Source organism: Brevibacterium sp. VCM10 (genome assembly GCF_000583215.1).
GTDB classification, from domain to species: domain Bacteria; phylum Actinomycetota; class Actinomycetes; order Actinomycetales; family Brevibacteriaceae; genus Brevibacterium; species Brevibacterium linens.
The window spans coordinates 94,530-103,687 of the sequence record NZ_JAJB01000018.1; the positions used below are offsets into that span (position 1 = coordinate 94,530).

The 9,158-nt window shown below is 60.9% G+C and carries 8 protein-coding genes; 5 read left to right on the top strand and 3 right to left on the bottom strand.

Going from position 1 to position 9,158, the window contains the following annotated elements:
• Positions 1–78: 78 nt before the first annotated feature.
• Positions 79–1,119 carry a tripartite tricarboxylate transporter substrate-binding protein gene (locus AD89_RS0104815; protein ID WP_081770339.1) on the bottom strand — a complete coding sequence of 347 codons (1,041 nt, stop codon included), beginning with the start codon at positions 1,117–1,119 and terminating at the stop codon, positions 79–81.
• 308 nt (positions 1,120–1,427) lie between these two features.
• On the opposite strand from AD89_RS0104815, the gene AD89_RS0104820 reads away from it, so the two are divergent.
• On the top strand, positions 1,428–2,378 hold the full coding sequence (locus AD89_RS0104820; RefSeq protein WP_025777479.1) for a LysR family transcriptional regulator: 951 nt from the start codon (positions 1,428–1,430) through the stop codon (positions 2,376–2,378).
• Here AD89_RS0104820 and AD89_RS0104825 read toward each other — a convergent pair.
• Both AD89_RS0104825 and AD89_RS0104830 read right to left on the bottom strand, forming a co-directional pair.
• Positions 2,337–3,023: a FadR/GntR family transcriptional regulator gene (locus AD89_RS0104825; RefSeq protein ID WP_025777480.1), complete on the bottom strand. Its 687-nt coding sequence runs from the start codon at positions 3,021–3,023 to the stop codon at positions 2,337–2,339. The genes AD89_RS0104820 and AD89_RS0104825 overlap by 42 nt on opposite strands.
• A 41-nt stretch (positions 3,024–3,064) precedes the next feature.
• Complete coding sequence (locus AD89_RS0104830; protein WP_025777481.1) at positions 3,065–4,189, bottom strand: L-talarate/galactarate dehydratase; 1,125 nt, start codon at positions 4,187–4,189, stop codon at positions 3,065–3,067.
• Between the two features lie 209 nt (positions 4,190–4,398).
• Between AD89_RS0104830 and kdgD the strand changes: the two genes are divergently transcribed.
• From kdgD to AD89_RS0104850, 4 genes are all read left to right on the top strand, one after another.
• Entirely contained in the window at positions 4,399–5,328 is a 930-nt protein-coding gene (gene kdgD, locus AD89_RS0104835; RefSeq protein ID WP_025777482.1) for a 5-dehydro-4-deoxyglucarate dehydratase, read from the top strand.
• 26 nt (positions 5,329–5,354) lie between these two features.
• Positions 5,355–6,950 (top strand): aldehyde dehydrogenase (NADP(+)), encoded by a 1,596-nt coding sequence (locus AD89_RS0104840; protein WP_025777483.1) that lies wholly within the window; start codon positions 5,355–5,357, stop codon positions 6,948–6,950.
• A gap of 4 nt (positions 6,951–6,954) precedes the next feature.
• On the top strand, positions 6,955–8,286 hold the full coding sequence (locus AD89_RS0104845) for an enolase C-terminal domain-like protein (RefSeq protein WP_025777484.1): 1,332 nt from the start codon (positions 6,955–6,957) through the stop codon (positions 8,284–8,286).
• Positions 8,287–8,361: 75 nt separating this feature from the next.
• Complete coding sequence (locus tag AD89_RS0104850) at positions 8,362–9,120, top strand: HpcH/HpaI aldolase family protein (RefSeq protein WP_025777485.1); 759 nt, start codon at positions 8,362–8,364, stop codon at positions 9,118–9,120.
• Positions 9,121–9,158 lie beyond the last annotated feature (38 nt).

Here is a 9,158-nt window from a genome sequence, read left to right on the forward strand (position 1 = left end):
GTGCGTGGTTCCTTGACGACGGCTTTGTGGATTTGCATGGAAGTGCGGCCCCAGCTGTGGGGCCGCACGAGAAGCCGATCAGGAGGCCAGATCGTCGAAGTCCGGGGCTTGATCGATGATGGATTCAAGCCGGTCGCGCTTCTCCTCAACATGTTTGGTGCTCTCGTCGAGTGGGACATAGTTCGGTTGGAAATGATTCTTCGACAGCTCGTCAACATAGGCGTCGGTCTCGACTGCTTCGGCGGTAGCATCGTCAAGTGCCGATGCGAACGAGTCTTCAACATCCTTGGGCATGAGGACGAAAAACTCCTTGTCGAAGGTAAAAGGCTCTCCGTCGACTTCGATGCCCTGTTCGGCGAAGGTCGGAATGTCGAAGCCTTCAACTCGCTCGCTCGCAGTGATCGCGAGGAACTTCTCCTTGACCTTGTCCTCGACATCATCTTTCGTGTACTGCTCGTTGCCGCCGATGGAACCGTAGATGATGTCAACATTGCCGGACCAAAGTGCTTGGTTCTTTTCCTCGTCGGATCCGGTGGCGAAGACCTTGATGCGCTCGGCCACGTCATCGCCGTACTTGTCTGCCACCCAGAGGTAGAACGCGTCGAGTGACAGCTCGGAAGTTCCTCCGGCTTCGACGGCGAAGGTCAGAGTCTCTGACTTATTGTCGTTGAGCCACTCGGCCGCTTCAACCAGATCATTGTAAGGAGCGTCGTGCTTAGCGAGGAATGCTGCTCCTGGATTGAGCGATACCACGGGGCCGACCGTCCAGTTGTCGAGGCCGAACTTCTCCGGCTGGCTGCCGTACTTGACTGACAGATATGCCATGTCATGGAAGAACATGATCGTGCTTCCGTCGGGTTTGGCCTTATCAAGCGCCTGGAATGCCTTGTTTGCGCCGATGGCATCCGCTTTCATGTTCACGTCTAGGGCTTGACCGACGTTTTCAGTGAACGCGTGGGCGTTCTGGTACGTATCCGCAGTTGTGGAGCTCGAGCCAAGTACAACTCGTACCCGATTGACATCTACGCCGCCATCGTCGCCTGTGCCGCCGTCTGAGCAGGCGGTCATTGACAGGGCCAGAATCGGAGCGGTGATGAGTGCTGCCAGCTTCTTTTTCATGTCACTTCCTCAGTTGGTTGTAAACCGTGTCCCCTGCTGGAGATGTCTTGGAAGGTCACTCTCGTGTCTCGACTGTCTTCGTGACCTGACGTTTCCCGGTGTCTGCTCCCGTCCTCCGACTCCTCGTTGCGAGGGAGGCGAGCCGACATTGTGAAGTTGTTCGGGTCACATTTCCAAGGTGGTTGGGACCGACACTATTGGAGTCGAAGTAGTTCTGTCCAAGCCTTAATAAACATCATTTGATGCTCTTAGGGTATTGTATTCGGAGTCTAGTGCAGGTCGAAACGCAGTCGAGCAAGGGCGGTTGGATGTTCACTCTCGATCAGGTGCGCTGCTTTGTCGCGGTCGCCGAACAATTGCATTTCGGGAAGGCTGCCGAGAGTCTGTCGATGACGCAGCCGCCTCTGAGCAGGCAGGTGCAGAAGCTTGAGAAGTCAGTTGACGTTGAGCTGATCGATCGCGACAACCGCAGCGTCAGGCTGACACCGGCTGGCAGGCAGTTCCTCAAGGAGGCGAGGAAGCTGCTGGCGCTGGCCGACCGGGCGCCCGAGCAGGCTCAACTTATTGCCTCGGGCGTCGAGGGACACGTTTCTCTCGGGTTCACGACTGGCAGCGGAATGTCTCTGCTGGGACCGTTGGTCTCGGGGCTGGCTCGCTGTCTGCCCGGAGTTGATCTGTCGATGACCGAGATGGTCACCGGTGAACAGATCAAAGCGATCACCGAGGGGCAGGTTGACCTCGGAATCGGACGACCGCCGGACCACGTAGAGCCACTTGCGGCAATGCTGCTCCAGCGGGAAGACCTCGTGCTCGCGGTTCCTGAGGGACACGCATTACTGGAGTCGCGACAGCCGGTGAAAGCCGCCGATATTGAGGGACAGCCCCTCATCATGCACTCTCCCCGATTGGCGCGATACTTCTATGATCTTGTTGTCCGTCACTTCAGAATCGATCACAGCCTGGTGGTGCAGTCGCTGAGTCAGATGACCTCCATGCTCAACCTGGTAGCCGCTGGAATCGGCATCGCCTTTGTGCCTTCGTCGATGCGGAAGCTGCAGATGTCGGGAGTGACCTATGTCGATGTCGTCGACCTCCCACCGGGAATTGTTGAGCTGCGAGCCATCTGGGATCCTGAATCGCCGAATGAGGCTCTGCATCGTGTGGTGGCATCCATTCGTACAGGTGGGCTCGACCAGGCTGGCGGAGCGGTGACGGATTCACGCTCCCTCGTCGTCGACGGCGCGAAGACGGAGCAGTGACTGGGTCAGGTGTGTGCGCATAGCTGCTGCCGCACCAAGGGCATCTCCACTGATGAAGCAGTCGTGCACGGCATGGTGTTCCTGAGTGACCCGATGCATGTGCTGGGGCTGAGCTCGGAGGCGTTCGTCAGGCATAGCTATCATCGCCGGACCCAGAGTATCGAGAGCAGTCGTGAAATAGGTGTTGTGGCTCGCCTCGGCCACGGCTCGGTGGAAGTCGAGGTCAGCTTGCAGTGAAGCAGCGGGATCAGCGCCTGAGGCCTCAAGGGCTTGAAGAGCTCCTGCGATCGCCTCCAGCTCGGCGGCGGTCCTGCGGTTCGCGCCGAGCGCAGCGGCCTCGGTTTCGACTGCGATTCTGAACTCCAGCAACGAGGAGTGGTCGATCGGAGGTGTTAATTCGGTGCCGGACGGCGATCTCCCCGGCACCTGAGGCTGGGCCAGGACAAAACTGCCGCTGCCGCGGACCGAACGGATGAGTCCCTCGGCCCGCAGGCGTCCGAGGGACTCGCGGATCACCGTGCGACTCACCGAGAAGCGTTCGATGAGCGCAGCCTCGCTGGGCAGCCGTGACCCAGGGGGCAGTGAGCCGGAAACGATCTCCGAGCGGAGGGTCGATGAGACGGCGGTGGACAGATTCGAGGCCATGGTCCCAGTCTCTCAGTTCCTCGACCGCTGGGGTCGCGACGTCAGCTGACTGTGACCGAATCTGTGGTCCAGCGTCGGGCTTGCTCGCTGAGGGTGATTCCCAGCCCTGGCCGGTCTGGAATGATCATTCGGCCCTCGGCGATCTCCATTCGTTCGTTGAACAGGGGATCGAGCCAGTCGAAGTGCTCTACCCAGGTCTCACGCGGATAACAGGCTGCAAGGTGAGCGTGGATCTCCATCGCAAAGTGGGGGGCGACATCGAGAGCGGCCTCGTCTGCGAGATGGAGCAGGCGCATAAACTGGCTGATCCCACCCACTCGCGGAGCGTCTGGCTGGATGATGTCGCATGCACGGTTCTCGATGAGGCGTCTGTGCTCTGCCACCGAGCTGAGCATTTCGCCGGTGGCGATCGGTGTGTCCAATGCCGCGGTGAGGCGGGCGTGGCCCTCGAAATCGTGGGCGTCGAGCGGCTCCTCGATCCACACGAGATTGTACTTCTCGAGTATTCGTCCCATCCGCAGTGCGGTGGGCCGGTCCCACTGCTGATTAGCATCGACCATCAGCGGCGTGCTCCCGATGTGTTCGGCGACTGCATCGAGGCGACGGATGTCCTCTGCGGAATCCGGAAGTCCGACCTTGATCTTGATCCCACCGATGCCTTCCTCGATGGACTGTGAGGCGCGATCCTTCACTTCGTTGATGGACGCGTGGAGGAAGCCCCCAGACGTGTTGTAGGTACGCACTGAGTCGCGATGGGCTCCCAGGAGTTTGGCCAAGGGCAAGCCGGCTCGTTTCGCTTTGAGGTCATAGAGTGCGATGTCGATCGCTGCCAGCGCTTGGGTAGCGAGTCCGGCTCTCCCAACTGAGGCTCCTGCCCAGAGGAGCTTGACATAGATCTTATCGATGTCATTGGGGTCTTCTCCGATGACTGCCTCGGCAACTTCTTTTGCGTGGGCATACTGTGCTGGACCGCCTGCCCGTTTGGAATAGCTGAAGCCGATGCCCGTATGACCTTGTGCAGTCTCGATCTCGACGAAGAGCATGGCGACCTCGGTCATCGGCTTCTGTCGGCCGGTGAACACCTTAGCGTCGGAGATGGGAGTAGCGAGGGGCAGTGGAATCGCGGAGAGAGTGAGCGAAGTGACGGAGTCGGCTTGGTAGGTCATAACGGTCCTTTGCGGCTGGAGTGAAGTAAATCCTGGGCGGCGGGCCAGAATCTAGATGTATGACAACTTACTGTATGTCATACAGGTGGAGTCAAGATGACGAACGATGCAATAACAGCATTATTCGATAGTTAAATAGGCTTGGACATGCATGGTTGAGCGTTCGTAGAGTCAGTTGCGATATCAGCGAACGAATAAAGGACATAACTATGGCAGAGTTCTCACCCACAGCCCTGGCAGCGCACCTGAAGGAAGGATTGCTCTCGTTTCCCGTCACAGCCTTCGACAGCGATTTCCAAGTCGACGAAGACCGGTATAGGGAGCATCTGTCCTGGCAGTCGAGTTTCAATGTGGCCGGTCTGTTCGCCGCCGGAGGCACAGGTGAGGGCTTCAGCCTCACCCCGAGGGAGGCTGCACGCGTGGTCGAGCTCGCGGTCGCCGAGACTCGTCCCGAAGTCCCGGTACTCGCTTCCGCAGCTGGTTCGACCTCTCAGGCGGTTCAGAACGTCAAGGACGCCGAAGCCGTTGGGGCCGAAGGCGCACTCGTATTGCCCCCTTACCTGACCGAGTGTGATCAGAACGGTCTTTACCACCATGTCGCCGCGATCTGCGAAGCGACAACGATCGGCATCATCGTGTACAACCGGGCCAATGCCATCTACGCGGCCGACACAGTAGCCAGGCTGGCGGACAACTACCCCAACTTCATCGGATTCAAGGACGCTATCGGCGACATCGAGCATCTCACCAAGGTCGTCGCCAAGAACGGTGACCGCCTGTTCTATCTCGGCGGGCTCCCGACCGCAGAGACATACGCGTTGCCGCTGTTGCAGCTCGGCATGAGCACCTATTCGTCGGCGATGTTCAACTTCGTACCGGAGTTCGCCCTCGATTTCTACCGGGACGTGAGGAATTTCGACCACGCCGCGGTGACAGAGAAGCTGAATCGCTTCGTCCTTCCATATGGCGCCATCCGCGACCGAGCCAAAGGGTACGGCGTGTCCATCGTCAAAGCCGGGCTCAAGGCGATCGGCCGAGACGCCGGGCCGGTTCGCACCCCGCTGCAAGATCTTCGTCCGCAGGATTTGGCTGACTTGGAAGCTCTTATCCGCGAAGCCGACATCCTTCCCAGCCGCTGACCAGCCAACCGTCGAGAAAGGACGTCATGACACAGGCACTCAGAGGAACATCGATCATCGCAGGGCAGTCTGTGCCGGGAACTAACGGCACAACAAAGGCCATCGACCCTAGCACCAACTCTTCACTCGATCCCGAATACAGCAAGCTCGATGCGACGCAGGTCAAGCGGGCCACTCAGGCTGCGGCCGACGCTTTCCGCGAATACCGTGCAACCAATCCGAATGAACGGGCGGCCTTCCTTGAAGCCATTGCCCGGAGGATCGATGGCAAGCGCGAGGAGATCGTCGGCCGGGCTATGGCGGAGACTGGTCTTCCCCATGCTCGCCTCAACGGCGAAGTCGGTCGTACCGTCGGACAGCTTCGCCTCTTCGCCGACGTAGTCCGAGAGGGCAACTACCACGGCGTTCGCATCGACCCTGCACAGCCCGAGCGCTCTCCCGCCCCACGTCTCGATATTCGTCAGCGTCGCGTGCCGCTCGGCCCGGTCGTGGTGTTCGGCGCCAGCAATTTCCCGCTCGCGTTCTCTGTTGCAGGCGGCGACACGGCTGCAGCGCTGGCTGCTGGCTGTCCTGTCATTGTGAAGGCGCACAACGCCCATCCCGGAACTGGTGAATTGGTGGGGCAGGCGATCGCCGAAGCGGTATTCGAGTCCGATATGCCCTCCGGGGTCTTCTCTCTCCTCTATGGCTCTGGGTCCGAAATCGGCCAGCAACTCGCTGCTGATCCCTTGGTCAGGGCAATCGGATTCACTGGCTCCCGCCGAGGAGGTCTGTCGCTGGCGGCGACGGCGGCGGCGCGGGAGGTCCCGATTCCGGTTTACGCTGAGATGAGCTCCATCAACCCGGTGATCATGTTCGAGGGAGCTCTGGACTCCGAATCATCCGGGGCGCCGGAGCTGGCTGAGCAGTTTATCGGGTCGCTGACCGGTTCCAGTGGCCAATTGTGTACCGCCCCTGGCCTCGTGTTCGTTCCCGCCGGCGGACGCGGCGATGCATTCGTGGCAGCCGTGTCCGCGGGGCTCGACGGACAGACCGGGCAGACGATGCTGACTCCGGGCATAGCGGAGGCCTTTGCAGAGGGAGTGTCCGATCTGGAGAACGAGGAGAATGTATCCACTGTTGGTCGTGGTGTCCCCGGCGAAGGCGAGAACGCCCCAGCGCCGGTGGTCTTCTCGGCAGATCTGGCTGAACTGCGCTCCAACCCAGTCCTCCGCAATGAGGTCTTCGGTGCTGCCTCGGTGATTGTTCGGTACTCGGATGTCGAATCGCTGGCTGAAGCTCTTGACGAGCTTGAAGGTCAACTGACGGTGACGGTTCACGCTTCGGAGGCGGATAACGCTGCGGTGACCAGTCTGATGCCTGTACTTGAGGACCTGGCCGGACGAATTCTGTTCAACGGCTGGCCAACCGGCGTCGAAGTCGGTCATGCAATGGTTCACGGTGGTCCGTTCCCTGCTACATCGGCGCCGGCAACTACATCAGTGGGTAGTCTGGCGATCGAACGCTTCCTGCGTCCAGTCGCATACCAGTCCGTGCCTGTGGCGTTGCAGCCCGAACCTGTCCAGGATTCGAATCCATGGTCTGTACCCCGTCAGATCGACGGCAAAATCACACGAGGTTGAACCCATGAACACCACCACTAGTCCCACCATTGCCGATATCGAAGTCGTTCCCATCGCGGGACACGACTCGATGCTGATGAACCTTTCGGGAGCCCACGGCCCCTACTTCACCAGGAACATCGCCATTGTGACGGACAGCGATGGCCGCACCGGACTGGGCGAGGTGCCCGGTGGTGAGACTATCCGAGCGACCATTGCGGAAGCAGCCTCAAGTCTGATTGGCCGTCCTGTATCCCTCTATCGCACTCTCCTGCGAGAGACGCGAGAAGTCTTCGGACCTCAAGATGCGGCAGGGAGGGGAGATCAGACATTCGATCTGCGGACAGCTGTTCACGCGGTGACAGCACTCGAATCCTGCCTTCTCGACCTCCACGGCCAGTATTTGGGGGTGCCTGTCGCTGAGCTCCTCGGTGACGGGCAGCAGCGGGCGAGCGTCCCGATGCTCGGGTACCTGTTTTACGTCGGCGATCCCGACGCCGCGGATCTCGGCTATATCAGGGAATCGAACGCCACTGGTTGGGATCGACTCCGAAGAGAGAAGGCGCTCGATCCCGATTCCGTGGTTGCGCTCGCAGAGGCTGCTCAGGGGAAGTACGGCTTTCGCGACTTCAAACTCAAAGGCGGTGTGCTCGAGGGCGACGCCGAAGTCGAGACCGTTCTCGCGCTTAAGGACCGATTCCCCGAGGCACGCATCACCCTGGACCCCAACGGCGGATGGATGCTCGACGATGCGATTCGCTACGGAAGGCGCATGGCCGACGCCATTGCCTATGCGGAGGACCCGTGTGGTGCGGAAGGACGTTTTTCCGGGCGAGAGGTGATGGCCGAGTTCAAACGGGCGACGGGCCTGCGAACAGCAACGAACATGATCGCAACCGACTGGCGGGAGATGCAGCACGCCGTGCGGCAAGGATCGGTGGACATTCCTTTGGCCGATCCGCACTTCTGGACGATGGCCGGCTCAGTGAGAGTGGCACAGCTGTGTAACGATTTCGGGCTCACTTGGGGTTCTCACTCGAACAACCACTTCGATATCTCGTTGGCTATGTTCACACAGGTGGGAGCCGCAGCACCCGGAGAGATCACTGCACTCGACACTCATTGGATCTGGCAGGACGGACAGGGTGTGACGCGGAAGCCACTTGAGATCGTTGACGGTGAGATCGAGGTTCCGCAAGCGTCCGGGCTGGGAATCGAGCTCGACCGTGACCGTTTGGAAGCGGCCAATCGACTCTACCTCGACCATGGACTGGGTGCCCGGGACGACTCGATCGCGATGCAGTCGTTGATTCCCGGTTGGACGTTCGACCCGAAACGTCCCGCTTTGGTTCGCTAGACGATACGCCGGAATTGTCGGCTCATACTGCGGGCAGCGGCGGCGAAGTTGAACACGACGTGATTCGATGCAGTCATGACTGCTGCGATTGAGAATCATCGGGTCCGCCTGCGCGCGGGCGAGATCTACAACGGCCTGTGGATGATGTCGACGAGCCCGGAGCTGGCGAAGATCGGGTCGGCGGCCGGGTTCGACTATGTCTGCCTCGATCTGCAGCACGGTCTCGTCCGCCCCACCGATGTGCTGCGGCTGACCGATGCCGTGCGCGCCAGCGGGGACGCGCTCGTGACGGCGCGGGTCGCGGCGAACCGATTCACGGAGATCGGGGCGCTCGCCGACGCGGGAGTCGAGGCGATCATCGTCCCGCTCGTGTCCTCGGTCGACGAGGCGCAGGCCGCGGTGGCCGCGCTCGATTATCCATCGCGGGGCGGGGATCGCTCGTGGGGGCCGACCGTCGAGATCATGCACGGTGCGGTACAGGACACGCACGATGAGCGGCCGCTGCTGTTCGTCATGATCGAGAACGAGGAGGGCCTGGCTGCGGTCGGGGACATCTGCGCCGTACCCGGCATCGACGGGGTCTATGTCGGTCCGGCTGATCTCGCGTTCGCAGTCGGTGCCCTGCCCGGGCAGCCGAATGAGGCCCACGCCGAGGCGCTCGTGCGGATCCGCGCGGCCGCCGATGCCGCCGGGGTGATCCCGGGAATCCATTGCGGCGACGGCGAAGAGGCGCGTCTGCGCAAGGAGCAGGGCTTCCGCTTCATCACGTCTGCCGGTGACTTGGGTGCCGCAGGCCGCGCATTCCGCAACGACCTAGCAGCCGCCCGCTCCTAATTGCTACCCGACGGCGGCCCAGCAACCTCGCGCGAGGT